This window comes from Pseudomonas sp. LBUM920 (assembly GCF_003852315.1).
Lineage (GTDB): Bacteria > Pseudomonadota > Gammaproteobacteria > Pseudomonadales > Pseudomonadaceae > Aquipseudomonas.
In genome coordinates, this window is the sequence record NZ_CP027762.1 from 3,023,971 (window position 1) to 3,047,870 (window position 23,900).

Annotated in this window: 24 protein-coding genes and 5 pseudogenes; 23 read left to right on the forward strand and 6 right to left on the reverse strand. The window is 56.4% G+C overall.

The window, feature by feature from the left end; translation table 11 throughout:
- Window positions 1–33 precede the first annotated feature (33 nt).
- The 17 genes and pseudogenes from C4J83_RS14100 to C4J83_RS14180 all read left to right on the forward strand — a co-directional run bounded on the left by C4J83_RS14100 (window position 34) and on the right by C4J83_RS14180 (window position 16,094).
- Window positions 34–402, forward strand: a complete 369-nt coding sequence (locus C4J83_RS14100) for a hypothetical protein (RefSeq protein ID WP_124417361.1) — start codon at window positions 34–36, stop codon at window positions 400–402.
- Window positions 399–1,055, forward strand: a complete 657-nt coding sequence (locus C4J83_RS14105) for a hypothetical protein (protein ID WP_124417362.1) — start codon at window positions 399–401, stop codon at window positions 1,053–1,055. The genes C4J83_RS14100 and C4J83_RS14105 overlap by 4 nt, the downstream gene beginning before the upstream one ends.
- The gene (locus C4J83_RS14110; RefSeq protein ID WP_124417363.1) at window positions 1,052–1,246 is read left to right on the forward strand and encodes a hypothetical protein; all 195 of its coding nucleotides are present in this window, start codon (window positions 1,052–1,054) and stop codon (window positions 1,244–1,246) included. The genes C4J83_RS14105 and C4J83_RS14110 overlap by 4 nt, the downstream gene beginning before the upstream one ends.
- On the forward strand, window positions 1,246–1,662 hold the full coding sequence (locus C4J83_RS14115) for a phage tail terminator-like protein (RefSeq protein WP_124417364.1): 417 nt from the start codon (window positions 1,246–1,248) through the stop codon (window positions 1,660–1,662). Before C4J83_RS14110 ends, C4J83_RS14115 begins: the two co-directional genes overlap by 1 nt.
- A 72-nt stretch (window positions 1,663–1,734) precedes the next feature.
- Window positions 1,735–2,391, forward strand: coding sequence for a phage tail protein (locus tag C4J83_RS14120; protein WP_010211415.1), 657 nt, complete (start codon window positions 1,735–1,737; stop codon window positions 2,389–2,391).
- Between the two features lie 3 nt (window positions 2,392–2,394).
- Window positions 2,395–2,775, forward strand: coding sequence for a phage tail assembly chaperone (locus C4J83_RS14125; RefSeq protein WP_124417365.1), 381 nt, complete (start codon window positions 2,395–2,397; stop codon window positions 2,773–2,775).
- A 47-nt stretch (window positions 2,776–2,822) separates the two neighbouring features.
- The gene (locus C4J83_RS14130) at window positions 2,823–3,095 is read left to right on the forward strand and encodes a DUF1799 domain-containing protein (RefSeq protein ID WP_124417366.1); all 273 of its coding nucleotides are present in this window, start codon (window positions 2,823–2,825) and stop codon (window positions 3,093–3,095) included.
- 27 nt (window positions 3,096–3,122) lie between these two features.
- On the forward strand, window positions 3,123–6,176 hold the full coding sequence (locus C4J83_RS14135) for a phage tail tape measure protein (protein ID WP_124417367.1): 3,054 nt from the start codon (window positions 3,123–3,125) through the stop codon (window positions 6,174–6,176).
- The gene (locus tag C4J83_RS14140; RefSeq protein WP_106578040.1) at window positions 6,176–6,514 is read left to right on the forward strand and encodes a phage tail protein; all 339 of its coding nucleotides are present in this window, start codon (window positions 6,176–6,178) and stop codon (window positions 6,512–6,514) included. The genes C4J83_RS14135 and C4J83_RS14140 overlap by 1 nt, the downstream gene beginning before the upstream one ends.
- A gap of 11 nt (window positions 6,515–6,525) precedes the next feature.
- Window positions 6,526–7,278, forward strand: coding sequence for a phage minor tail protein L (locus C4J83_RS14145; protein WP_124417368.1), 753 nt, complete (start codon window positions 6,526–6,528; stop codon window positions 7,276–7,278).
- Window positions 7,279–7,280: 2 nt separating this feature from the next.
- Window positions 7,281–8,054, forward strand: a complete 774-nt coding sequence (locus tag C4J83_RS14150) for a C40 family peptidase (protein ID WP_124417369.1) — start codon at window positions 7,281–7,283, stop codon at window positions 8,052–8,054.
- 238 nt (window positions 8,055–8,292) lie between these two features.
- Window positions 8,293–8,931: pseudogene (locus tag C4J83_RS31140) on the forward strand (PAS domain-containing protein); the annotation flags it as partial.
- Window positions 8,932–9,081: 150 nt separating this feature from the next.
- A pseudogene (locus C4J83_RS31145) lies at window positions 9,082–9,516 on the forward strand (methyl-accepting chemotaxis protein); the annotation flags it as partial.
- Window positions 9,517–9,727: 211 nt separating this feature from the next.
- Entirely contained in the window at window positions 9,728–10,339 is a 612-nt protein-coding gene (locus tag C4J83_RS14160) for a tail assembly protein (protein ID WP_124417371.1), read from the forward strand.
- Between the two features lie 59 nt (window positions 10,340–10,398).
- Window positions 10,399–14,124, forward strand: coding sequence for a TipJ family phage tail tip protein (locus tag C4J83_RS14165; RefSeq protein WP_124417372.1), 3,726 nt, complete (start codon window positions 10,399–10,401; stop codon window positions 14,122–14,124).
- Between the two features lie 349 nt (window positions 14,125–14,473).
- Window positions 14,474–15,136, forward strand: coding sequence for a hypothetical protein (locus C4J83_RS14175; protein ID WP_124417374.1), 663 nt, complete (start codon window positions 14,474–14,476; stop codon window positions 15,134–15,136).
- A gap of 31 nt (window positions 15,137–15,167) precedes the next feature.
- Window positions 15,168–16,094 carry a tail fiber domain-containing protein gene (locus C4J83_RS14180; protein WP_124417375.1) on the forward strand — a complete coding sequence of 309 codons (927 nt, stop codon included), beginning with the start codon at window positions 15,168–15,170 and terminating at the stop codon, window positions 16,092–16,094.
- 111 nt (window positions 16,095–16,205) lie between these two features.
- Here the strand turns inward: C4J83_RS14180 and C4J83_RS14185 are convergent, their stop codons facing one another.
- Window positions 16,206–16,439: a hypothetical protein gene (locus C4J83_RS14185; RefSeq protein WP_124417376.1), complete on the reverse strand. Its 234-nt coding sequence runs from the start codon at window positions 16,437–16,439 to the stop codon at window positions 16,206–16,208.
- Window positions 16,440–16,603: 164 nt separating this feature from the next.
- On the opposite strand from C4J83_RS14185, the gene C4J83_RS14190 reads away from it, so the two are divergent.
- Together C4J83_RS14190 and C4J83_RS14195 are read left to right on the forward strand one after the other, a co-directional pair.
- Entirely contained in the window at window positions 16,604–17,029 is a 426-nt protein-coding gene (locus C4J83_RS14190) for a structural protein (protein ID WP_124417377.1), read from the forward strand.
- Window positions 17,026–17,541 carry a lysis system spanin subunit gene (locus C4J83_RS14195; protein WP_124417378.1) on the forward strand — a complete coding sequence of 172 codons (516 nt, stop codon included), beginning with the start codon at window positions 17,026–17,028 and terminating at the stop codon, window positions 17,539–17,541. The genes C4J83_RS14190 and C4J83_RS14195 overlap by 4 nt, the downstream gene beginning before the upstream one ends.
- 32 nt (window positions 17,542–17,573) lie before the next feature.
- Here the strand turns inward: C4J83_RS14195 and C4J83_RS31270 are convergent, their stop codons facing one another.
- Window positions 17,574–18,455 carry a methyl-accepting chemotaxis protein gene (locus C4J83_RS31270; RefSeq protein ID WP_491630700.1) on the reverse strand — a complete coding sequence of 294 codons (882 nt, stop codon included), beginning with the start codon at window positions 18,453–18,455 and terminating at the stop codon, window positions 17,574–17,576.
- A 21-nt stretch (window positions 18,456–18,476) separates the two neighbouring features.
- Window positions 18,477–19,199 (reverse strand): annotated as a pseudogene (locus C4J83_RS31275) (MCP four helix bundle domain-containing protein); the annotation flags it as partial.
- Between the two features lie 744 nt (window positions 19,200–19,943).
- Here C4J83_RS31275 and C4J83_RS14205 point away from each other — a divergent pair.
- The 4 genes and pseudogenes from C4J83_RS14205 to C4J83_RS30720 form a co-directional block, all read left to right on the forward strand.
- Window positions 19,944–20,483, forward strand: a complete 540-nt coding sequence (locus C4J83_RS14205; RefSeq protein WP_124417380.1) for a DUF7673 family protein — start codon at window positions 19,944–19,946, stop codon at window positions 20,481–20,483.
- A gap of 174 nt (window positions 20,484–20,657) precedes the next feature.
- On the forward strand, window positions 20,658–20,942 hold the full coding sequence (locus C4J83_RS14210) for a hypothetical protein (protein ID WP_124417381.1): 285 nt from the start codon (window positions 20,658–20,660) through the stop codon (window positions 20,940–20,942).
- Window positions 20,943–21,186: 244 nt separating this feature from the next.
- Entirely contained in the window at window positions 21,187–21,432 is a 246-nt protein-coding gene (locus C4J83_RS14215) for a hypothetical protein (RefSeq protein WP_124417382.1), read from the forward strand.
- Between the two features lie 374 nt (window positions 21,433–21,806).
- A pseudogene (locus C4J83_RS30720) lies at window positions 21,807–21,921 on the forward strand (MFS transporter); the annotation flags it as partial.
- Here C4J83_RS30720 and C4J83_RS14230 read toward each other — a convergent pair.
- The 3 genes and pseudogenes from C4J83_RS14230 to C4J83_RS14250 form a co-directional block, all read right to left on the reverse strand.
- Window positions 21,919–22,231 (reverse strand): annotated as a pseudogene (locus tag C4J83_RS14230) (SOS response-associated peptidase family protein); the annotation flags it as partial. The pseudogenes C4J83_RS30720 and C4J83_RS14230 overlap by 3 nt on opposite strands.
- A gap of 537 nt (window positions 22,232–22,768) precedes the next feature.
- Window positions 22,769–23,092 (reverse strand): hypothetical protein, encoded by a 324-nt coding sequence (locus C4J83_RS14245; protein WP_164487935.1) that lies wholly within the window; start codon window positions 23,090–23,092, stop codon window positions 22,769–22,771.
- A 137-nt stretch (window positions 23,093–23,229) separates the two neighbouring features.
- Complete coding sequence (locus tag C4J83_RS14250; RefSeq protein WP_124418868.1) at window positions 23,230–23,439, reverse strand: hypothetical protein; 210 nt, start codon at window positions 23,437–23,439, stop codon at window positions 23,230–23,232.
- Between the last annotated feature and the right edge of the window lie 461 nt (window positions 23,440–23,900).

The following is a 23,900-nucleotide window of genomic DNA, read 5'->3' on the forward strand; positions in this document are numbered from 1 at the left end:
CATAGTGCTGGGCTTTTCACATCTGGAGCCACCATGGCCTTTTACGACGAAATGGCCGTGATGGCTCTGGATATGATCACAGAGTTCGGCCAGCCTGTGACCATCAGCAAGACGGAGCCTGCTGAGTACGACCCGGAGACGGCCGGCGAAGCGCCAGGCGTAACCATCGAGCAAGCCGCCCAAGGCATCCTGCTCGATTTCACCGGCCAAGAGTTCCAAAACAACAGCCTCATCCGGCAGGGCGACAAGAAGCTCAAGATCGCCGCGCAAGGATTGGCCTGGGTGCCGGGTTTGCTCGACAAGGTCGTCGCTCAGGGCCGCACTTGGGCAATCGTCCCGCCGCTGAAAGAGGTAAACCCCGCCGGAACGCCGATCTTGTATGAGCTGCAGGTGCGTTCGTGAGCCGGGCAGGTGCCGGGCAGTCCGGCAGTTTCGCACTGAGCCTGGCCGAGTTCGCCGCCCAGACCAGTGAAGCAATCGACGCGAGCCTGCGCGAGATCATCATCGAGATTGGTAGCAGCATCATTCGTATGTCGCCGGTGGGCAACCCTGAAATATGGGCCGCCAACGTTGCTCATCGCGAGGCCAACTCCCGCGCTGCCGATGACTACGACTCCAAAGTCGCCGTCCGCAACACGCTCATTAACCTGAACGAATCGAACTTCACGAAGGCGGGTAACCTCAAGCGCGGCGTGAAATACGCCAAGCCGCTGACAAAGACTGAGCGCGACCAGAATTTCAACGTGAATGGCCTGGTCGCCGGTAAGGACTATGTCGGCGGCCGCTTCCGGGCGAACTGGAATTTCTCTATTGGCTCTGTCGACAACAGCTTCCGCATTCACCCGGACCCGACAGGGGCTGAGGCGACTGCGCGGCTTGTGGCGGGCGCCATTGAGTTTAAGGCCGGCGAAACGGCTTTCATCGTAAACAATTTGCCCTACGCGATTCCGCTGGAGTTCGGCCATTCCACCCAGGCCCCCGGCGGCATGGTCCGGGTAACCGTGGCTCGCTTTCAGCAGATAGTGCTGGAGGCCATCAGGAACAACCAGGTATGAAGTTCGAAGACGTGCTGGTTCGCCCGGTGATGCGCTACAAGCTTTGCGATTGCGGCGGAAGGCTGGTGCAAGTCGAAAACGCCCCGGTAATGCTGTCGCTTCCTGCGCAGTACCTGCACCAGTGTGCCCTCTGCGGTCGAGAGCAAAGCTTGCGTGGCGTATCGCCTTCGCTTGTCTACGAGGTGACCTGATGTCACACGCAATCATCGCCTCAATCTACGAGGCCAAGCTGATCGCCTGGAACGCTGCCAGGTCGGAGAAGCTGAAAATCGTTTTCGAGAACACGGCCTACACGCCGACGGCGGGCGAGACCTACCTGCGAGCCTTCACTATCCCGGGCGACACCGCGAGCAACACGCTTGGCGGTGATCACAGGCTCTTCACAGGCGTGTTCCAAGTCAGCATCATCGCGCCGGCGGGCACCGGTAAGACCAAGACGAACCCTATAGCGGCTGAACTGACCGATCTGTTCCCGCTACACGCCAGGGAGACGAAGGGCTCGGTCACCGTGGTGACCATGTCGCCGGTCGACCCAGGCCCCGGCATCACCGGCGATTCCACCTACACCGTTCCGGTCTCGTTCTTGTACCGAGCCGACACGAACTGATCCCGCCCACTGGGCAAACCCACGAACCCGCCATTGAGCGGGTTTTTTCATATCTGCAAAGAGGAAATACCCATGGGCTACAAAATTCCGGACGGCGGCACCTTCCAGCACGGTGCCACCTATGGCCCGGACATCCCGTTTTCGGCACTGAGCAACGCGGCTGAGGCCGTGGCCACTGTGACTGGCGGCACACTGTCGGCTGGCGACATCGTGATCGTCACATCCGGCTGGACTCGCCTGGGCAACCGGGTTGTACGCGTGAAGGCGGCCACTGCCACCGCCATCACCCTCGAAGGCATCGATACCACCGACGTGCAGGTCTACCCGGCCGGCTCCGGCATCGGCTCGCTAAAGAAGGTGCTGACCTGGGTGCAGATTCCGCAAATCACTGACGTGGCTTTCGCCGGCGGCACCCAGAACTACCTGGATGTGGTGTTTCTGGAAGACAAACAGGGCCGCCAGATGCCGACTGACAAGGCGGCGGCCAGCTTGGCGCTGACCATTGCGGATGACCCGGGCCAGGCGTTCAACGCCATCCTGCGTGCAGCGGATGCCAGCCAGACCATTCAGGCCGCGCGCCTGAACCTGCCGGGCAACGACACGCTGTTCTACGGTGCCTTCACCTCTTTCTCCAACCAGCCGACCGTGTCCCGCAGCAACTTGCTGACCCGCACCGTCAACCTGGCGCTGCAGGGTGAACCCACCCGTTACCTGACTGCGGTGGCGTAACCCATGGCAAAGATCAGAATCGCCCAAAACCCGACGTTCAAGGCCTTCGTGTCAATCCCGATCGTTGGGGGTGAGCCCGAGAAAGTAGAGTTCACCTTCAAGTATCGGGATCGCCCGGGGCTTGCCGCTCTGTTTGATGAGTGGAACCTGAAGCGCGATGAAGCTCGGACCGCCCTGGGCGAAAGCCCAACGCTTTCCGAAATCGTTGCTGCTGACACTGAGCAGCAGTCGCAGCAGATCAAGGACCTGGTGGTCGGCTGGGGGTTCGATGATAAGTTCGACGACAAGAGCATTCGGGCGTTGGTAACGTCCTGCCAGGGCGCCGCTGAGGCGGTCGTGAATGCCTATCAGAGCGCATTCAATCAGTCCCGCTTGGGAAACTGACGGACGCCGCTCGCGCACTCTACGCGCCGGCGGCACCTGCTGAGTTGATGGGCTTGTTCGGGCTTGCCCCGGGCGACCTCGAAGAGGTAACCGAGGTCTGGCCCTGCAACTGGCCGGCGTTCTACCTGTTCAACAGGATGTCGACTCAGTGGCGGGCGGGCGCCGGCGGCGCGATTGGCCTCGATTACAACTGCATCCGCGACGTGGCCGGGTTCCTCGGAATCAAGAAAAAGAAACTCGCTGAAATCTTCCCTGACCTTCAGGTGCTGGAAGGCGAAGCCCTGCGCGTCATGGCGGAGGAAAGGGAAAACAGCCCGTGAGCACGGGCACTTATTCAAGGTGAGTCGATGAACATTGCAGAACTCGGCGTCAAGATCGACTCGGCCGATGCAATCCAGGCGAAAACCAGCCTGGATGAGATGGCGAAGGCCGGCGGCCGGGCCGAGCAATCCGCCGTCAGCCTGATGAATGAAATGCAGGCGCTGGAGAAATCACTTTCCACCAGTGCCAAGACTACGCAGGACCTGGCAAAGCAGCGTGATGCGCTCACCAAGCTGACCAAGACCGGCGCCTATGGCGAGGCCGAGGCGGCGAAGATCTCGGCGCAGCTCGATAAGCAGCAAATCGCCTTGGCCAAGTCAGCGATGGACGAACAGAAGGCCCTGAACAGCCTGCTGGGTGCGATAGACCCGGCCCGCGCCGCATTGGCAAAGCTGGATACCCAGGTTGAGCAGCTGGGTAAGCACCTGGATGCGGGTCGTATCAACCAAGAGCAATACAACCAGGCCCTAAAGAAGATCGATGGCAAGTATGCCGAGATCGACAAGACGAGTTCGGCGTTTGCCGGCCTCGGACTGAACACCAAGGCCGCCAGGCAGAACGTGGTTCAGCTGGGAAACGCTCTGGCTGAAGGCAACATCCGTGTTGCAGCGCACAACGTTCTGGAGCTGGGGACCAATGCCGGCGGTTCGGCGGTTCGGATCGCAGCCATGGCCGCGCCTATTGGGCTTGCTGTAGCAGCGGTCGGCGCGCTGGCTTATGGATTTGTTCAGGGCAGAGCCGAAACCGATAAATACAACAGGTCGCTGATCCTCACCGGCAACTATGCAGGCGTGAGTGCCGGACAGCTCGGCGATATGGCGCGCCAGGTCAGCGCTACTGTCGGCTCTACGGGGCAAGCAGCCTCTGTCCTGGCCCTGCTGGCTGACAACGGGAAGATCGCAGGTGCGAGCTTTACCGAGATCACTCAGGCCGCCGTGTCGATGCAGGAAGCGACCGGCAAGGCCGTGAGCGAGACGGTCGCCGAGTTTTCCAAGCTGGCTGACGATCCGGTCAAGGCGTCTGCCGCGCTAAACGAGCAGTACCACTACCTGACTGCCTCGGTTTACTCGCAAATCGTGGCCCTTGAAAAGCAAGGCGACCACGCCGGCGCCGTAAAGCTCGCGACCGATGCCTACGCTGATGCGATCAATGAGCGCACTCCGAAGATTCTGGCAAACCTCAGTCTTTGGGAGAAGGCGTACAACGCAGTAGCTCGTGCCGCTGACGGCATAAAGAACATTGGTCGTCCTGATATTGACGCAGATATTGAGCAGGCTCGCCGCGATCTGACTGATGCCCAGAACGGCAATATCGGACTGTTCCAAAACAAAAAAGAGATGGTCGAGTTCAGACAAAACCGCCTGAACATGCTTGAGGACGAGAAGGCCGCTCAGGCCGATATCGCTAAGTGGGAGGGCGAACAGGCGAAGGCGCAGGGCGATGCAGTGTCGTCCATGGGCAAGATCGATGCACTCACAAAGTCTTCATGGACAAACGAGCAAAAGCGCGTCGAGGCGGTAAAGGAGTACAAGAAATGGCTGGAGGATATCCGCAAGGTCGACCCGAAAGATTCCCGGCTCAATCAGGCAACGGTCGACAAAAACATCGCCAATATCAACGACAAGTTCAAAGACCCGAAGGCCGCCGGTTCCCAAGTCGACTTAACCAGTTTCAACGACGCCAAGAACGAACTGGCGGCGATCACCGACACCTACAAAAATTACCAGAAGGAACTGGATGCGGCCCAAAAGGCTGGCTTGCTGTCCGAGGAAGACTATCTGCTGCGGCGCCGGGCGCTGATCGGCAATCAGCTCGACCAAACCAAGGCGGCGTATGAGGCCGAGATTGCTGCGTTGGAGGTCGCCAAAGGCAAGAAGACCACGTCGTCCGCGCAGAGCATTCAGCTCGACCAGAAGATCGCTGACGCGCGCGCGGGAATGGTCAGGGCACAGAAGGACGCTGATAGCCAGCTTGAAGTGCTGGCGACCAACGAGACCGGGCGCCTGGCGAAGCAAGAGCGCGCTATCGGCACCTACGTGCAGGCACTGGGGCAGCAACAACGAGCCCTAGAGCTTGCCGGGCAGCGCGCCGTGACTGGCGTAGGCCAGGGTGACCGCCAGAACGCACTCAGCGGCGAATTGAACAACCAACAGGATCGGTTTGCTCAGCAGTCGCTCGAGCTTGCCAACCAGAAGTCTGACCCGTCTCGAAACATGTCAGAGGAAGAGTTCAAGCGTAAGTCGCAGGCGCTCGCCGACGCGAATAAGGCTGCCACTGACCAGATTCGGCAAAACTACGCGGATGTGGAAAATGCGCAGGGTGATTGGACCAAGGGCGCAACAGCGGCGTGGGACAACTACTTGGATTCGGCACGAAACGTCGCCGGGCAGACGAAAAACCTGTTCGGCAACGCCTTCAGCTCCATGGAAGACGCGGTCGTCAACTTCGCCACGACAGGTAAGTTCTCGTTCGCTGACTTCACGAAGTCGGTTCTCGCTGATATGGCTCGCATTGCAACACGCCAGGCGAGTTCAGCATTGCTGGGCAGCCTGGTGGGCTCGGCAGCGAGTTACCTCGGTGGTAGCGCGGCCGGCGGCAACGGACTGGCGGCCGGGTCTGCTGGTGCCGCATCTTCAAACCTTGGGGCCTCGGCTGGCGGCTATTCCGGTTCGTACTTCCCGCAAGCCTTAGGTGGCGCCTGGTCGGGTGGTGTGCAGATGTTCGCCGACGGCGGCGCTTTCACCAACTCGGTCGTCAGCAAACCCACAGTTTTCGGCATGGCCAACGGCAAAACCGGCGTTATGGGGGAGGCTGGAGCAGAGGCGATCATGCCACTGACTCGCACATCCAGCGGCAAGCTTGGTGTTATGGCGATGGGCGGCGGCGGGGCGGGTGCAACGCAGATCAACGTTGAGGTGCATATCGACGGAGACGGCAACGCATCATCCTCCGCCGACGCGCCTGGCTACGACCTGTTCGGCAAGGAGCTGGCGGCTTTTGTGGAGCAGAAGTACCAGCAGATGCGCAACAAGGACATGGGCCAGGGTGGCGTCATCAACAAAGCAATCAAGGGGCGCTGATGGCAATCGAACGATTTACATGGGCAACGGAGAAGGGCGCGGAAGGGGAGATTACCCAGCGCGTCCGGACCAAAAAGTTCGGCGATGGCTATGAGCAGTCGGTCGAGGACGGACTGAACAATCAGTCGGAATCCTGGCCGGTGACGTTTACCGGTATGGCCGCGCGAATCCTGGAGATCAGGAAGTTCCTCGACAAGCACAAAGGGGCAAAGGCGTTTCTCTGGACGCCACCACTCGGCGTGCTTGGGCTCTACAAGTGCAACGGCTACAAGCCTGTTCACCGTGGCGGCCAGGTCTACGCCATCACCGCCACCTTCCAGCAAACCTTTCACCCCTGAGATAACGGCCCATGGCACTGATCACGGACATCCAGAAACTGGAGCCCGGCGGCGAAATTCGCCTATTCGAAATTGACGGGACCGAGTACGGCGCCGATTACCTGCGCTTCCACGGGCATGCCATCCCGCACACACCGGACGAACTATTGGCATACGAGGGATCGGAAGCTGATCTGCCGGCAAAGTCGATTTGGTGGCAGGGTGCCGAGTACGCGGCCTGGCCGGTGCAGATAGAAGGCATTGGCTCAAGTAGCGACGGCACGGCCACCCGGCCGACATTCGCCGCTGGCAACGTCAACGGTCGCGTGACGGCGCTGTGCCTGGCCTTCGAGGACATGCTGAAATTCAAGTTGACGGTCCGCGAGACCCTGGCCAAGTACCTGGACGCAGCCAACTTCCCCGAAGGCAACCCTACTGCTGACCCGACACAGGAAGCGCTGGAGATCTGGTACATCGACCAGAAAACCAGCGAGGACGGAGAGGCTGTAGTCTGGGAGCTTTCGTCCCCGAGCGAGATCGATAACCACGGACTGCCCGGCAGACAAATGACGACGTTCTGCCACTGGGCCATGACCAATGGTTACCGTGGGCCTGACTGCGGCTACACCGGCGCGGCCATGTTCGACGACGAGGATAACCCCACGGATGATCCGGCCAAGGATCAGTGCAAGGGCTGCCTGTCGTCCTGCAAGTTGCGATTCGGCGAGAACAATGAACTGTCATTCGGCGGATTCCCCGCTGTATCCCTCATTGCCCGGAGCTGACCATGCGCAAGCACATCATCGCGGCCATTCAGGCGCACGCAGCGGCGCAATACCCGAAAGAGTGCTGCGGCCTATTGCTGGCCGTCGGCCGGGCGCAAAAGTACTTCCCGTGCCGGAACATCGCCACGGAGCCGAACGAAGAGTTTCGGCTGGATCCCGAGGACTACGCCGCGGCGGAAGACAAGGGCGAGGTTATCGGCATTGTCCACTCGCACCCGGACGCCACCAGCCGGCCTTCACCGCACGATCTGGCCATGTGCGAGGCCACCGCCTTGCCCTGGCACATTTTGTCCTGGCCCGAGGGCGACATGCGCACGACTACGCCAACGGGCAGCACGCCACTGCTCAAGCGCCCGTTCGTACACGGTGCATGGGACTGCTGGCAAGTCTGCGCAGATTGGTATAAGCGCGAATGGGGGATTGAGTTCGAGGCCTTCCAGCGCACTGATGGTTGGTGGGAGAGTGCGAACAACTCCAGCCTGTACGAGCAGCATTACGAGGCGGCCGGCTTTGTTCTCGTTGACCGGCCGCAGCGCGGGGATCTGATTGTCATGCATGTCGGCCGGACGTTTCACCCGAACCACGCCGGGATTTACCTGGGGACTGATCCGGTGCTGCCCGGTGAGGAGTCAGGCACCTATGGTCCCGGGCCTTTTCTCCTGCATCACCTTTATGGCCGGCCGTCCGAAATGATTGTTTTTGGTGGCCCATGGCATAACAGAACACGCCTGATCCTCAGGCACAGGTTAGCTCGAGGCCAGCAAGAGCTCCATTAGCAACTGTGAGATCGACGTCTGCAGCTTCTGAGTGCATGAGATCATGATCAACTACGCTTTGAATAAAGAAACCGCCTTTCCTTCGGATGTCCTCAACTTGTGCCCTGACATGCCGATAAGATTGGTATGACTCAAGAGGCAATCTTATATGTTCAATACTACTCTTAAGAAACAGCTTCAATCTCAGGCTGAGGAGCTGATGCAGCTGCGGCAGCTGCGCGACGGGTTGGACCGTGAAATGCTAACGCTGAGTATCGATCCGACGTTTAAAATTACGGCATGCAACCAAAATTTCGGAAATGCGCTGGGATACGCCCCTGATCGGCTTTTAGGCCGTGCTATGGCCGAGATTGTTCCTCAGTACGTCTCAAAGTTGGCGTGTTTTCATGACTTTAGAGCTGCAGTTGCTGCTGGCAGGTCTATCACCGACGATTACAGGTACCTGCACGCTGATGGTTCATTGGTATGGATTCATGCACATTGGCAGCCGATCATGAATGTAGGCGGAGACTTGAGTCATGTCACTTGCTATGCGACGGACATTACGCAACGAGTTGAAAAAGCTTCGGAAAATGCGTCCTTCATTGAGGCTTTATTGCGCTCAACGGCGGTGATCGAGTTCGATCTCTCTGGACATGTACTGACGGCAAATGATCAATTTTTACAAGCTATGGGTTACAGCATAGCGCAAGCAAAAGGGAGCCATCACCGCGTTTTCTGTAAACCCGAGCAAGTTTCATCCCAAGAATACAAGGATTTCTGGGCGGTGTTGAATAAAGGTGAGTTTGTAGCCGGCCGATTCGAGCGCTTAGACAGCCGCGGCCAAACGGTGTGGCTGGAAGCAACCTACAACCCGGTTTACGACACCGAAGGTAAACTTTGTAAGGTGGTAAAGTTTGCGACTGTGGTGACGGATCAGGTGGCCCGTGAGCAGGAAGTCAGCGGGGCAGCCCAGACAGCATTTGAGATATCTCAGCAAACTGATGTCAGCGCACAGCGAGGAGCTGTCGTGGTAAACGACACTATGCACACAATGCGTAAAATCGCCGTTGACATGCAGGCAGCCTCTGGGGGAGTAGAAGCGCTGGGCAAGCAGTCATTGTTAATCAGCTCGATTATTCAGACGATTAGCAGCATCGCTCAGCAAACCAATCTTCTGGCTTTAAACGCTGCGATTGAAGCTGCTCGTGCAGGTGAGCAGGGTCGAGGCTTTGCGGTTGTGGCTGACGAGGTTCGACAATTGGCTGGGCGGACCAGCACGGCGACAGAAGAAATCGCATCGGTAGTTTTACAGAATCAGAAGCTCGTAGATGAGACCGTCACTGAAATGGCAAATAGCAAATCACAAGCCGAACAGGGCCTTGAGCTCGCCACCCAGGCGGGTCAGGTCATTGTCGAAATTCAGGATGGCGCAAAGCGAGTGGTCGACGCGGTGGGCAGGTTTGCGACCCAGGTTGCTTAGCGAACGAGCAGTACGGTTAGGCTGCCATTTGGGTGTCTCGGAGAGCAGCTTTAAAACGGCCAAAAATCGCGGCTTCTGAGACAAAGCGACATTTGTTTGTTAGTGATTGGATCTCCAATATGAGACTGACGGTATTTAAACTAGCACCTACTGAGTACATCAAATTCAAGGCTCGCTTCGGCGGGCCTTTTCATCACCTGGAGAAAAGCATATGGCGGCACTTTCCGTGAATTATCAGCCTATGACCACAATCCTGCTCTACGGACAGCTTCGTCAATTTGGTAAGTCCTTTCGGATGGCCGTAAGGACGCCGGCAGAAGCAGTTAAGGCTCTGTGCGTGCAGATTCCAGGGTTCGAGCGATTCCTTTCCAGCGCCAAGTCCCATGGGGTTGAGTTCGCCGTATTTCGCGGCAAGACAAACCTAGCGGAGAAGGAGCTTGAATTCTCGGGCGAGGGTGATATTCGCATTGCCCCGGTGATAACCGGCAGTAAGCGCGGCGGCGCACTGCAAACCATTGTCGGGGCAGTGCTGATCGTTGTCGGCCTCGTCATCACCGGCGGCACATTCGGCGCGGGGGCACCATTCGGTTCCGCGCTGATCATGATGGGCGGCTCGATGGTGCTGGGCGGCGTAATCCAAATGCTCAGTCCCCAGGCCGGCGGCCTCAAGACCAGCGCCGCGCCCGAGAACACTCCCGGCTACGCCTTCGGCAGCGCCAAGAACACCACGGCATCCGGTAACCCAGTACCACTCTGCATCGGCGAGCGCCGCTGGGGTGGGGCAATCATTAGTGCCGCCATCTACGCCGAAGACCAGATGTAACGACGACCCCCAACACAGCAGCCGGCCGCGAGCCGGTTTTTTATTGCCTGGAGAAAAGCATGGGCGCAGCACGCAAATTTGATATCCACGGCGCCAAGGGCGGCGAAGAGAAAGCAAAAACGCCAACGGAAGCCCCGGACAGCCTGCGTTCTGTCGCCCTCGCCAAGATGCTGATCGCCGTGGGCGAGGGTGAGTTCGAAGGTACGCCAACCGCCAAGGATATCTATCTCGATAACACCCCACTGCAAGACCCTCAGGGGAACATGAACTTCCCGAACGTCAAGTGGGAATGGCGTACTGGCGCGGTCGACCAGACCTATATCCAGGGCATTCCGTCCGTTGAGAACGAGACCACCATCAGCACGGAGCTGCGTAGCGGCACGCCGTGGGTTAGGGCGATCAGCAATACTCAGCTTTCCGCTGTGCGCGTTCGATTTGCATGGCCAGCACTGCAATCCGTCGATGCGGACAACAACATCAACGGCTACCGAATTGAGTACAAGGTCGAGTTGGCCACCGATGGCGGCGCTTACAAGCAGGTGCTGAGTGAGGCTGTCGACGGTAAGACCACCACCACCTATGAGCGTACTCGTCGCGTTGATTTGCCCAAGGCAGCTACCGGTTGGCTGATGCGCATCACCCGTCTGACTATCAACCAGAACAACAACAAAATCTCGGACACGATGCAGATCGCCGGCTTCACTGAGGTGATCGACGCGAAAATTCGCTACCCGAATACCGCGCTTCTCTACATCGAGTTCTCGGCAGAGCAGTTCCGCAGCATCCCGGCGGTGACCGTGGGCTGCAAGGCTCGAAAATGGTCAGTACCGAGCAACTATGACCCGGCATCGCGCACATACGGCGGCGTGTGGGACGGTACCTTCAAGGAGGCCTACACCAACAATCCGACTTGGGCGACATTCGGCATCACCACGAACGACCGCTTCGGCTTGGGTCGCCGCATCAAGCCTTGGATGGTCGACAAGTGGGAGCTTTACCGGATCTCGCAGTACTGCGATCAGTTGGTGCCGGACGGGAAGGGTGGCCAAGAGCCGCGCTTTATCTGCAACTTGAACCTGCAGAGCAAGGCTGATGCCTGGTCTCTGCTGCGCGATATCTCGGCGATCTACCGAGGGATGACCTACTGGGCTCAGGGCCAGGTATTCACCCTGTCGGATATGCCGCGAGCCACGGACTTCGACTTCGCTTACACCCGCGCAAACGTGCTCGATGGCAAGTTCACCTACTCCAGCGCGTCGGAGCGCACCCGCTATACCCGGGCGCTGGTCAGCTACGACAACCCGCTGAACAACTACGACACAGACGTCACTGCAGTGACCGACCAGAAGCTGCAGCGGCGCTACGGCGACAACCCGCTGGAGATCAGTGCGATTGGCTGCACCCGTGAATCGGAGGCTCAGCGCCGTGGCAAGTGGGCGCTGCTCACAAACTCCAAGGATCGGGCGGTTACCTTCAAGGTCGGCCTCGACGGGCGCATTCCGTTGCCTGGCTACGTGATCCCGATCGCGGACGAACTGCTGGCCGGTCGGCCAGTGGGCGGGCGTATCTCGGCGGTGAACGGCAAGGCCATAACGCTGGACCGTGACACCCAGGCCAAGCCCGGCGACCGCCTTATCCTCAACCTGCCCGACGGCAAGTGCGAGGGGCGCACCGTGCAACTGGTCAGTGGCCGGCAGGTCACGGTTACTGTGGCTTATTCCGTGACGCCCGAAGCTGAACTGGTGTGGGCGCTGGATGCCGATGACTTGGCGATCCCGCTGTATCGGGTCGTGAGCGTGGCCCGGCCAGAGCCTGGCGTGTTCGAGATCTCGGCCGTGCAGTACGACCCGAGCAAGTTTGCGCACATCGACACCGGCGCGCGCCTGGAAGAGCGTCCTATCAGCGTTATCCCAATCACGGTGGTTCCAGCACCGGCCAGCGTCTCGCTGACGTCGAGCTACGCAGTGAATCAAGGCATTGCCATCAGCACCATGAACATCTCGTGGCCAGCCGTCACCGGCGCCGTCGCGTACGACGTGGAGTGGCGCAAGGACAGCGGCAACTGGATCAGGGTGCAGCGTACTGGTTCGACTAGCGTCGACGTCACCGGCATTTACTCGGGCGCCTACCTGGCCCGCGTGCGCTCGGTGAGCGCCTTTGAAATATCCTCAGTCTGGAAGAGTTCGAACCTCACCAACCTGCAAGGCAAAACCGGCCTGCCGCCGGCGGTGTCGTTCCTGCGCACCACCAGCGAACTATTTGGCATCAGCATCAAGTGGGGCTTCCCACCCGGTGCAGAAGACACCCAGCGCACCGAGCTGTGGTATGGCCCGGCGAACAACCTGGCGGCGGCTACCAAGCTGGCCGACCTGGCGTATCCGCAGGCTGACTACCGCATGCAGCAGCTGCTGGCAGGCGCAACGCTGTTCTTCTGGGCGCGCCTGGTGGACCGCACCGGAAATATCGGTCCGTTCTACCCGGTGGTGAATGGTGTGATGGGCCAGGCCAGTTCGGACGCTGGGCCGATCCTTGAACAGATCAAGGGCCAGATCAACGAAACGTCGCTTGGGAAGACGCTCAACGACCGTATCAACCTTGTCGACGGCAATGGCACGGGTTCGGTGAACAGCCGCATTAACACGGCCAAGAAGGAGCTGGAAGGCCTGATTGACCAGATCGTCGACGCCCTTGAGTACGTTCCCAGCAAGGCCTACGCCTTGAACGACATTGTGCGAATGGGGCAGCACCTGTATCAGGCAAACGGCCCGGTACCGGCAAACAACCCGCCGCCGAACGCAACCTACTGGACCGATATCGGCACGGTAACGCAGACGGTAAACGCCCTGGTGACGCAGGTTCAGCAGAACTCGGCGACGATTAATCAGCACGGCCAGGACATCAGCGCCCAGGCGTCGCAGTTGAATGCGGTGAGGACGACAGTCAACGATCCAGTCACCGGCGTGGTTGCCACGGCGTCGGGCCTGAGCACGTTGAAGGCATCGGTTACCACGCTCGACGGCAAGGTCAAAACCACCGCTGAACGCGTAGATGGCATCTATTTACAGGTCAATCCGCCGCTGCAGGGCGACGATAGCGCGCTGATGGGTTCCGAAGCAGCCTATGTTGGGGTCTGGTCCACTCAGTCAGCATTGATCGAGGGGGATCTTGTCCAGGGGCAGAAGACCGAGGCCGTCGAGGTGAAGGTGGCGGCGACCGCCGCGGCAGTCGCCGCCGAGCAAACCGCAAGGATCAGCGGCGAGGGCGTGCTCGCGTCCAGCATCGAAACTGTGAAAACGACCCTCGACGGTAACACCGCAGCTATCCAGACGAACGCGACGGCTATCCAGGACGTGAACAAGAAGCTGACACTTAACTGGACTGTGCGGCTGCAGTACGAAACCGCCACGGGCGTCTACAAGTACGCCGGGATTGGGCTGGGCCTGGAGAACGGGCCAGGCGGCCTGCAGTCGCAGTTCATCATCGACGCCGACCGGTTCGCCATCGGGCAAGCCGGCATCGTGCCCTTTGCGGTACAGGGTGGGCAGACGTTCATTAAGTCGGCTTTCATCCAGGACGGGACGATCACCAACGCCAAGATCGGCAACTACATCCAGTCCAATAACTACGACCCAGGTAAGGCTGGTTGGAAGCTGTTCTTTGATGGCACGTTTGAAATCAATGGGGTTGTTCCAGGACAGGGAAGATCAATGATGACAAATAGATCATTACGGTTTTGGGACAATGAAGGCGTCAAGCGGGTCCAAATTGGGGATCTAAGCGAATGAGTGTTGGCATGAGAATTTGGGGCGCCAATGGCGCCATGCAGCTGGATGAGAATTCATTTACAGTAAGGATTGTATATTCACAAATTGTTCAGACTTCCCCAGGTGGAGGTAGATTTATTGATTTGTCAGTTCCCGGATATCCAGATGTTAATCCTACTACGTATTCCGCTGTTTGTGTTCCTATAGCACCATATGAAGTTAGTGGTCAACGCACACCTATTACATATACACCTATTATTTATCCGGGTCCGCCGGGTTATGTAAGGGTTTACTTTGGTGCGCCGGGAGGCGCTGCTGGTTCACCTATTGGAACAATACCTCAAAGACTTCTAGTTATGAGGTATAAATAATGTCATTCGGTCTAACTTTTGTAAACAACAAGGATGTTGTGACTCTGGACTCTGAATTTTCCAGACTTGTAATTGTAGAGTCTGGAACATGGACAACAAATAGCAGTCAGAATACGCCAATCTTTTTCAAGACAGCGGTTACAACTATAGAGCCACCGCTGGTATTTGTAAGGTCAAATACTGCTTGCAATCTATACTACTGTCAAGTGATTGGAACACCGGGTAATTGGACCGCTGTATCTTTTTCAACATCGCTTGTTGGTGCGACAGGTAAGTGGTTTTCTGCTGTATTTAGGTCAACACCAACTGCCACATATGGTTTGCGCTTATGGGATGCTAATAACACCCTTATCTTTGATAATGGAACACCTTGTGCCCAATTCACAGGGACCGTGAACAACTGGACATATCTAGGGGCAACTCAAACTTCACAAGGTTTAACCAATTTAATGTGGACGCCTACTGGTGGATTTCCATTATCCAACGGTGATTATATATTGATCAATAATATTGCCTTTGACATGCCGGGTTTGGTATCTAGACAAGGTAATATGTATGCTTATTGGGATTTCCCAAACAATAGAATGCTTTTACAAGCGGTAGGTGTTGATTTACCGTCAGCGCAATATCTACCGATGGTTTTCGCAAAACCCTTTTCTTGATTAACGATGAATATGTTACTTGGAGTTTGTTATGGCAAGACAGGAAATCAACTTAGGTACAGCGCCTACAGGCGCCGGTGGTGATACCACCCGGAGCGCCGCCGCTAAAATGAACGTCATGTCTACGGAGCTCTATGCCGCCCTCGGCGGAGCGACTGGAACTCTCCCGTCCGCCTTACCAATTGCTAAGGGTGGCACTGGCGTGACTGATGGCCGCGCTATATTCGCTGAGGTAGGCGTCCGGGAGGCATCAGGCCGGTACAACATCCAGGGTTTGTATATGGGCTGGAATGCTGCCGGGCTGGGGGAGGGGCACTTCATCGTAAACAAAGGTAATGGTGACGGTGGTTTCTCTTGGCGCTCGGTAAATGCTGGCAATACCGCCGGTGGCCCAGCCATGACCTATTCATATGATGGGATCTTGAAAGTCACCACCGTATCCGCATCGGGTGTGGCAGTAGGTACATTGGCTGTATCGAACGAGGTCTCGGTAGAGCTTCCGGTTCGTGGAATTCGTTGCCGCACTGGCGTAAGCGGGGCTTACACGGCGAACTCTTATAACATCAACTGGACTGGCTCAAACGTTGACGTGTACATCGGCGCAACGTACGTGGGCACCATGACATTGTTTGGCTCTGACTACCGCTTCAAGAAATACATCAAGGACGCGCCGAAGACATCCTACCTGGACCGTGTAGATGCTTACCGGATCGTCACCTACCAGCGTAAAAATTTCGGTGATGTGTTCAAAGGAGATGACGTCGTTTACCAAGGGCTGATCGCGCACGAGGCACAGGCGGTCAACCCGCTTGCCGTTACCGGCGAAAAAGATGGGCTTGGCGACGATGGCCAACCCCGCGTTCAGCAACTCGAACCGATGGCGCTGATCACGGACTTGATGGGAGCCGTCAAAGAATTGCGCGCAGAGCTCGCCGCGTTGAAGGCTGCACAGGCTTAAGCAGAGGTCACCACAAAGAAGCACACCGATACCGCCTTGAGCGGGTTTTTTTCGCCTGGAGAAAAGCTATGACCATCACTGAGACCCGATGGACCGGGCCGGCCAAGTGATCTAAATCATGCTGTCCATCTGATTCGCAGCATCCAACCAGTTGAGCCATGAGGCTTGCACGGATTTGTCTGCGTAGCTGCCGTCCAGTTCACGTTTCAGGCTAGGGAGGGGTCTGACATTTTTATAGATGTGCGCCTCGAATTCTTCGCGATGGAAATTTTCCGTCTCGAGGTCTAATCCCTTAAACACCGACTGGAATCGGATCAATCCATACAAAAACGAGGTAATACCCATGGCTTGAAAATCCTTAGAAAAAATTGAGCGTAGCTGAGCGCTCATTGCTCGCAATGATACAGGCGCAAAGTTCGTCTGTTAAAGCGGCAGGGTCGGAGAGCACCTGACGCAATCAAGCATACCGATACCGCCATGAGCGGTTTTTTTTCGCCTGGAGAAAAGCTATGCCGATCATTGAAACCCGCGGCGTTCGCAACCGCAACCCCGGCAACATCGACTACAACCCAGCCAACCAGTGGCAAGGCCAGTTCAAGCCCGATCCCTCGGTTGAGAAGCGGTTCGCCCGCTTCGATACGCCTGAGAACGGTATCCGAGCCTTGGGCAAGGTGCTGCTCACCTACCAGCGAAAGCATGGACTGAAGACGGTCAATGCGATCATCAGTCGCTGGGCGCCGGCTGTAGAGAACGACACCGCAGCCTACGTGCGTGCCGTCGAGGCGAACACCGGCACCCGCCCTGGCGCCGAGGTGGACCTTTCGCAGCCGTCGGTGATGTCCGGATTCGTCAAGGCGATCATCCACCATGAAAACGCCGGGTATGCATATCCCGATGCTGTGTTGGCGGAAGGCGTGCGGCGGGTGCTGGCATGACGCCGGTGCAGAAACTGGCGAGTTTGGTGCTGCTGATCCTGGTGCTGATGGCCGTCGCCGCGGGCGTGACCTGGCAGGTGCAGAACTGGCGCATGGGAGAGAAGCTCTCCGAGCAGGCCGGCCTGCACAAGGATGATTTGGCCGCGATCAGCAATGCCGCAGCGGCCCAGGCCCGCACCGAACAGGACAAACGCTTGGCCATCGAGAAAGAGCTCGCGGCCCAGGACCAACTACACACTCGAGAACTATCCGATGCTCAACGCAACCAGGCTCTTCTGCGCGACCGCCTTGCCACTGCTGATGTGCGGCTGTCAGTCCTCCTTGCCGACGATCCCGCCAATGGCTGCAACGTGCATGCCGCCGCCGGCACCGTCAGCGTGGTTCATGCAGCCCGTCGAGCCCAACTTGACCCAGCGCATGCGCAGCGAATTATCGCCATCACCGACGATGGAGATAACGGATTGATAGCGCTGCGCGCGTGTCAGGCATATCTCAGGGCGATAGCTGATTAATTAAATGGCAGGGCTGACGGCAGGTTTGGTATTTAAATTCTGAAACGACCGACCATCTGATTAAGTGATATTGCAAGTCTCGAAAGCTCGTTACTTGCTAGAAGAGTCTGATGGGTTCCTTCGCTACTTTGAACGCTGAGTTCTCGAATACTTACGAGGGCTCTATCTACCTCTCTTGCTACATGAGCCTGCTCCTCTGATGCAGTCGCTATCTGCTGATTCCGATCATCGATCAGCTGAACAGCTGATGTAATAGCCTTGAGCGACTGACCAGCCTCATCAGCCGTTTGCCTAGTGCTATGCGCCTCATGGGTGCTACTAATCATCGATTCTACAGCTTGCGCACTACCTGCCTGAATGCTTGAAATCATTTGTTCGATTTCTTGAGTTGCAGTTTGGGTTCGATGAGCAAGAGCTCTAACTTCATCCGCAACTACTGCGAAGCCTCTTCCTTGTTCACCTGCTCTAGCCGCTTCAATAGCAGCGTTTAGCGCTAGGAGATTAGTTTGCTCCGCGATTGCCCGAATTACACTTAAAACTGTACTTATTTCTTGCGTTTGTCCAGCTAGCAGTTGTACTTGTTCGGACGTAATCTCAATCCTGTCCGTTAAGCTGCGCATTGCTTTGAGTGTTTCACCAACTTTATTGTTTCCTACCGCTGCAGCTTTATTGGATTCACGAGCTGATTCTGATGTGGAAATAGCGTTGCGAGCAACCTCATCAACCGCGGCACTCATCTCGGTCACCGCAGTTGCAGCCTGTTCGATTTCACTATTTTGCTGCTGAAGGGTGAAGCTGGCGCCTTCTGTTATCGAGCTCATCTCAACTGCGGCAGTGCTAAGCTGCATGGCAGCCTCAGATATCTCGCTGATGGTATCACGCAAGTTGCCTTGCATTGTATTGAGCGCTCGCATTAACCTTGCGGACTCATCATTTCCGCTTACCTCCAGAGCAAGCCTAAGGTCGCCTGCTGCTATCTCTTCAGCCATCTTTACAGAGGAGTTCATAGGGCGAACTATGCTTCGAGTAAGTGCAATTGCAAGAAATATGGTAAGAACTAATGATGCACCAATTACCGAGTCGACAATTGTAATGCTATTTGAGTATACAGCCGTCGCTGTAGTCCCTGCTGTAGCTGCTCCTTTGACGTTGTGATCTCTCAATGCTGTAAGCTTAGCCTGGTAGTCGTTGGCGCGATCACGCTGTTCAGTATTTGCAAATTGAACGGCTTTCTCATGCTGCGTGCCATCTAGTTCGAGTATGGTTTTGAGCCCGTCTATATATCTCTCCATCGTCGCAGCGGCTTCATTAAATTTCGCTCGTTCGTCTTCATCGGATATTAAGTTGTTTCGATAATATTCGGTTTGCTTATTAAGTATGTTCTGCGCTTCCTGGAGATGCTCTGAAGCTGTCGCTTTTTCTTCTAAGCTCGAAGTGGCTAGTAAGCGAATGCTCTCTAAACGGGCGCTCAAAAGTGCAATCTGTATATCGTCAGCAGTCTGTATACTTGCGAGCCAATTATTTTCAATGTCCTGCTCTGTTCCTCTCAATTTTCCGAGCTGTACGTACGAAAAGGCTCCAAGTGCAATTACAAGCATAGTGATTAGGCCGAAGCAGAGAGCGGATCTGGGAGCGATATTAATGGAACGTAGATTCATGGTGACTCCATAAGGAAAAAACCAGCGACGCTGCCAGTATTATTTATCTATCGACCTAAATCTCTGACGGATCAATCAAAAATTTCTATCGAAGGACCCGTTATGGTTGCATCTTAGCGCGCTTGGAGTCGATAGAGCTCTCAAAACGCCAATTTAAGGGCGGATGGATCGCGAAAAGTGAATGGTGGAAATCTGCGAGGGCATCAACTGACGGCGAGGTAGGACCTTCCAGTGTAGTAAAGGGTGCTATTTCAGAATATGGTGACTGCTTATGACGCCTTGACCCACTAATACTAGTCAACCTTAATCTCTGGTATCCAAGTTATATTGCATGGACTGGTAGTTGTAGGAATTTTTTACTTCACCTGTCAACGAGTGTGCATCTCCTGTCAGGCCCTATCAGTGCATGCGTCAATCGCCAGCAGCATCGGTTGGCGCCCCTCAGCGTCGGCTTTGGCCCACACAATCCACGCCACCGATACTATCACCAGCCACGCTGCGGCATTCCAAGTCGGTGTTTATGGTGTGGCCATCAGCGAGTTAACCTGTGTTATCTTCTGGCGGACAAGCAAAAGCGCCGTGGGCTCTACTCATCGCCTAGGCCTATCGCGTTAGTCGCTGAAATCATCTATGTTAAAGGTAGAGCCTTGATAGCTGAATGGAAAGTCGGCCTCAGGCAAGGTACCCGCTACACCCGCAGTAGCTCTACGTAAGTCCATCGATCACGTAAAAGGAAATTACGCCGTGTCACTTACTTTCGATTCCGAAACTCAGAAAGCACTTGAGCATCTGCTGTTAACCGCTCAGAAGGACACCAGGCAGGGCCGTACGGTAGCCAGTTTTCTGTTCACCTTGTGGAACGCGGGAAGACATGTTCGCTCCGCCGTTGCCGATGTGTGGGGACTTGATCCAGAAAGCGTCCGAGCATGTGCCCAGGTCTTTACGTGGCTTAACGATAACAAAGTCTTCCCCAAGGAATCTGGTTGCCCGAGTGAGAGTGGCAACGCTGTCCAGCGCATGGCGAGGTGGAGTATGACCCTAAATCGAGATTTACCGCCGACAGTGGCCGACACAGCTACGGCCGATTTTGCGCTCGGACTATGGAATGATAAGTGGCTTATGAGTGACGAAGCCGTGCGGTGCAGCTACTGCCTTGCCTCGCAATTGCCCAGCAATGCTCAAATTCCGATGGTCCATTCTGATGGTTGTGAAATTGGCAATATGCAATATCCGTTGCGGGAATTGGCAAATATTCTGAGGGCTGTGTCGGAGGATTCTCCATGAATGGCATTCTCCCAGTTAGGCGTGACCAATAATCCGCTTATAAAAAGGGCCCGGGCGTATTGACTTGACGGGGACGTTTTTAATTGGCACCGGCAGCCAGGCAGCCCTAGACTGCGTTACCAGTTCCGCATAACTGCTTCAACGTGCAGCCCATCTACAAAGGCACCAATAATTATGTACGCGCCGCTCACTCATCCACTGGCCATCGATAACGTCCAGCAATTTTTCAACGACCTCATGACCCTGGCAGACCCCGAGTACATCTTATTTAGAGTGCGTCACCACGTAGAGGCGTTCCGTATCCAGTCCTTGACTGAGCGGGCGCCGCCCAGTCTGTATGACCAGTTGATCGGCTTTTTGGACGGCTTGATCGCCGGCGAGGTCTTATCCCCAGAGCAGGGGCGGGAATTCCAGCACCGTCTCATTAAAGGGTTCGAATCCGCATGGATGAATACATAAAGGTTCAGTGTCCTGCTTCTAGCCCGCTGTCGCCCGACGTGTGTACTGATTTTGCTTTAGGCCTGTGGAATGAGCGATGGATCATGAGCGAAGAAGCGGTACGCTGCCATTTATGCCTGGCCCCGCAATGGCCGAGTAATGCTGATGACCCGGTGCGACACTGCGCAGGCTGCGAGCTGATTCAAGCTCAGTACCCGTTGCGCCAATTGGCCACAATATTAGCCGAAGTGTATGGAGTGGCGGGATGAACGTCAGCCAGCAGTTAGACACGATAAGCCTACCGGCTGGGCTGCGCACCAAGATGCAAAACCACCTGTCACGCCAGGCGCGTGCCGGGGATTTGCACGCCCTGGAGCTGGCACTGACGCGCGCTAAAGGTTTTGTCGAAGGGGTGGATGCAGCCCATGCGCTGACCACGGCGACCATCGAGGCGCTGTTTATTGCGGTCGAGGACGCAGCTGCGGCGCGGCGCCGGGAGCTGACCATTTGATTGAGGAGGCTTCAACTCGACACGCTAAAGTTTTAGTCGGTGAACACGTGATACGTGAGGTGGTGGTTGGCAGCACTGCTGGCAAAGATAGTAAGCGGACGCTTTCGATTCGTCTGGGCGATACCTGGGCGCGGCTTGTGCCGATGCGCTCGACACGAGAACCATTGCGCACCTTATCAAGCCGCATTGCAGTGGTCCTTTACGCCAGTCATAGGGCTTTAAGGCGTCAAGTGTAAAACTGGCTTCGGCGGAAGCTTTAGTGCCAGCTGTAGCACGCCCACCGCGTCCGGCCCATCCTCGTTAATCCATTCCACATGATGCTAGAGGAGCATGTTGCCGGTTGATTTTCCCATCCGTTCGGCGATCCATTCTGGGTGCGTGTGGCGTGGTCGAATTGGGCCGCCAGCGCTGTCCCTGATCAGACGGAAAGCGCCGACGGGCGTGGTGGGAGCGTCTGTGCAGTCGGCAATCGCGACAAGCGCAGCCGCTATCAATGGGTGTGATTGCCCGATGCGGACAGATCGCACGAAAGAACCATCCATGGGCTACTTTCTCGATGTGCGCATTGATCGGTGCGGCCCTTTCCCTGGCCCAGTGTGGCCGCCATCCCCAGCGCACCATGTCGGCGTGCAGCAGATGGCCCTGCAGGTGGTGCAGGGCGACTTGGGTTGTCGGTGCTACGTTGTAGCGCTCGAGGGGCAAATCACCGACAGAGTTCACCAAAGCATTAGGCATGTTCAACCCTGCCACAAAGCCGTGCCTCCCCCGCCCCCCGGTACTGAACAAGTCTCCCGCACATGATGCTCTCCGCTTGTCGGATCTGCTGAGCAGCTGGGCGCTGGTCAATCTCTACACTGTAGACACTGGCCTTGAGTATTCGTCATGACGATTAACATAGAGTAAATAAACGCGATAAAGGCGTGGTTCGCTTTGCGCACTGATCCTGATTTCATATCAGCCACTCCAGAGGATCGCTATGAAGCGCGGCTCTCCCTCGCAGATGATCTGCAAGAGAAGGGCCTTATCGACAGCGGCGAGTGGCGTGAGCTGGTAGAGGAAGCGCAGGCCACGTATGCAGACGAGTTGGGGTGACACGCCTGATGCTAGGTATTTCTCAAAGGATTTGATATGGATGGTGTAATTCTGAGCGCTAGGATCGAACGACACGCAGATAAGCTGTTGGCACAAATTGCAAGGGCGGGCTCACTGATTGTGGCGGCCAAAGCAGGTGCTAGGGCCGACGGGTTCGTATCGGGCTTGGAGTCGGCGCGCTCGGTGGCAGACGAAACCATTGAACAGCTCCACTTCATCTTCGACAACGCAACTGAGGAGCGCCTCAAAGTGCTTTCGAAGTAGTGTCCCGAACCGGCCGCTCTTGAGGCGCCCTCAGTTCGGCCAGCAAACGCTGATTCTCCCTCAGCAAATAGTCGCGCTGTTCGGTGACCAGCTTGATGCCGAGGATAGAGGGCTCTGAGCATCGTTCTTTGAGATCATCAATTTCGATGCGAGCAACGTTGAGCCATGCCAGTGCTTCAGCTAAACGCGTGGCAAGTCCGTCGCTCATCTGAACCAGCCCAGCAATATTCCGGCGAGCGCCGCTTAACCGCTTTAAGGTTTCCTTCAGCTCGTCCTCGAGCAGGGCGCACTGATGCTTGTACATTTCCAGGCGGCGTAGGGCAGCCGAGTCACGTTGAGGTGTCTTCGTCGATAGGGTGCATGGTGAATCAATCCGATACCTGTATGCTCATACAGTTGTCTGGATCTGAGCACGACGCGATTTCGGGCGACGAGAGGCGTTCATTCCGGGGTCATAAGGACGGCTAAAGTCATCTTTATAAATTTCTGGTTGTGGTCGAGGGTGTATAGGGCGCCGCGTACGTTTTCAGCGACTTCGGCGGAGCCGCGCTGCTCCACCCAGTTCGAGAGCTCCATGATAGAAGCTTCGAGCGCTAATTGATTTTCGTAGTGCTTCGAAAGCAGAGAAGTTATTAGATCTGAATTCGGCATCGGTGTTCCCCTGAGAGTGCGCAGCGTAGAATTACGAAATTGGAAGGCCGATCCAAAATTTTGAATGCCTACTACCGGCCGAGAAGCGAGATTAGCAACCTTCAGCGCGGCAATGTAGTCAATCAACCTGCCGCAAAAGACAGCATTCGACCTACACGTTACTCTGTAACAATTGGGCTTAAGGAAATGACTTGGTGCAGGTAGGCCTTGCAACCGGTAGAGCCGATCGAACTGAGTTTCGTCGTTTTGTATGATTACGTATGGGTTGGATACACCCATGGAGCGGGCAAGGTATCGCAACCGATGTACTCCGCGAGCTTATGTCACTTTTTTGATAATGCTATGTTGAAAAACGCTCAACGAGCGCCCTGATCACGAGGTCCAGCGCCTTTGGGCGATTATAGCTCTCCGGTAGACAGCACTTCACCATACGAGTCGAGCTGACGTGTGCTCATCCGAAA

Coding starts and splice junctions, on each gene's coding strand:
- C4J83_RS14175 (WP_124417374.1), top strand. CDS start 14,474: ATGTCATTCGGTCTAACTTTTGTAAACAACAAGGATGTTGTGACTCTG.
- C4J83_RS14185 (WP_124417376.1), bottom strand. CDS start 16,439: ATGGGTATTACCTCGTTTTTGTATGGATTGATCCGATTCCAGTCGGTG.
- C4J83_RS14120 (WP_010211415.1), top strand. CDS start 1,735: ATGGGCTACAAAATTCCGGACGGCGGCACCTTCCAGCACGGTGCCACC.
- C4J83_RS14165 (WP_124417372.1), top strand. CDS start 10,399: ATGGGCGCAGCACGCAAATTTGATATCCACGGCGCCAAGGGCGGCGAA.
- C4J83_RS14140 (WP_106578040.1), top strand. CDS start 6,176: ATGGCAATCGAACGATTTACATGGGCAACGGAGAAGGGCGCGGAAGGG.
- C4J83_RS14145 (WP_124417368.1), top strand. CDS start 6,526: ATGGCACTGATCACGGACATCCAGAAACTGGAGCCCGGCGGCGAAATT.
- C4J83_RS31270 (WP_491630700.1), bottom strand. CDS start 18,455: ATGCGAGCGCTCAATACAATGCAAGGCAACTTGCGTGATACCATCAGC.
- C4J83_RS14135 (WP_124417367.1), top strand. CDS start 3,123: ATGAACATTGCAGAACTCGGCGTCAAGATCGACTCGGCCGATGCAATC.
- C4J83_RS14215 (WP_124417382.1), top strand. CDS start 21,187: ATGAACGTCAGCCAGCAGTTAGACACGATAAGCCTACCGGCTGGGCTG.
- C4J83_RS14250 (WP_124418868.1), bottom strand. CDS start 23,439: ATGCCGAATTCAGATCTAATAACTTCTCTGCTTTCGAAGCACTACGAA.
- C4J83_RS14180 (WP_124417375.1), top strand. CDS start 15,168: ATGGCAAGACAGGAAATCAACTTAGGTACAGCGCCTACAGGCGCCGGT.
- C4J83_RS14150 (WP_124417369.1), top strand. CDS start 7,281: ATGCGCAAGCACATCATCGCGGCCATTCAGGCGCACGCAGCGGCGCAA.
- C4J83_RS14160 (WP_124417371.1), top strand. CDS start 9,728: ATGGCGGCACTTTCCGTGAATTATCAGCCTATGACCACAATCCTGCTC.
- C4J83_RS14110 (WP_124417363.1), top strand. CDS start 1,052: ATGAAGTTCGAAGACGTGCTGGTTCGCCCGGTGATGCGCTACAAGCTT.
- C4J83_RS14130 (WP_124417366.1), top strand. CDS start 2,823: ATGGGCTTGTTCGGGCTTGCCCCGGGCGACCTCGAAGAGGTAACCGAG.
- C4J83_RS14115 (WP_124417364.1), top strand. CDS start 1,246: ATGTCACACGCAATCATCGCCTCAATCTACGAGGCCAAGCTGATCGCC.
- C4J83_RS14245 (WP_164487935.1), bottom strand. CDS start 23,092: ATGTACAAGCATCAGTGCGCCCTGCTCGAGGACGAGCTGAAGGAAACC.
- C4J83_RS14100 (WP_124417361.1), top strand. CDS start 34: ATGGCCTTTTACGACGAAATGGCCGTGATGGCTCTGGATATGATCACA.
- C4J83_RS14210 (WP_124417381.1), top strand. CDS start 20,658: ATGTACGCGCCGCTCACTCATCCACTGGCCATCGATAACGTCCAGCAA.
- C4J83_RS14195 (WP_124417378.1), top strand. CDS start 17,026: ATGACGCCGGTGCAGAAACTGGCGAGTTTGGTGCTGCTGATCCTGGTG.
- C4J83_RS14125 (WP_124417365.1), top strand. CDS start 2,395: ATGGCAAAGATCAGAATCGCCCAAAACCCGACGTTCAAGGCCTTCGTG.
- C4J83_RS14190 (WP_124417377.1), top strand. CDS start 16,604: ATGCCGATCATTGAAACCCGCGGCGTTCGCAACCGCAACCCCGGCAAC.